At 60.1% G+C, this 500-nt stretch carries 1 protein-coding gene; it reads right to left on the bottom strand.

What is annotated here, in order from left to right:
* On the bottom strand, nucleotides 1-406 hold a 406-nt coding region (locus AC1DU6_RS36075), incomplete at its 3' end, for an ABC transporter substrate-binding protein (protein WP_477863496.1).
* Nucleotides 407-500: the final 94 nt, after the last annotated feature.

Below are 500 nucleotides of genomic sequence, written 5' to 3' on the forward strand. Positions count from 1 at the left end.
GCGCATTGGTGAGATCCGACGTCGCGGCGCCCGAATTGATGTAGACGCCGTTCTTCTCCTTGACGATGTTGTTCACCGCCAGCGCGACACCGGAATTYGGCACGTCGACGATGGYGTCGACCTTKTCGACRTCGARCCAYTKSCGCGCGATGKYGGAGCCGAYRTCSGSCTTGTTCTGGTGATCGCCGRWSAYGAYGTCGATCTTCCAGCCCTTGGCCATCAGACCGGAATCCTCGGCCGCCATCTGGGCAGCGAGCGTCGAGCCCGGCCCGCCGAGATCGGCGTAAAGGCCGGACTGATCGCTCAGCGAGCCGATCTTGACGGTCTTGTCCTGCGCCATGGCGATGCCCGCCATGGCCAGCGAAAGCGCCGTGCCGAGAAGTGCGGTCGAAATCTTGTTTTTCATGACTTCCTCTCAATGATTTGGACGACGGGCTTCTAAATTAGGTCTTCTTCAAAAGCGGACAAGCGCTCTTGTCGAGCGGCGTGAAGGCCTGATC

Source organism: Roseateles sp. P5_B10 (assembly GCF_056400485.1).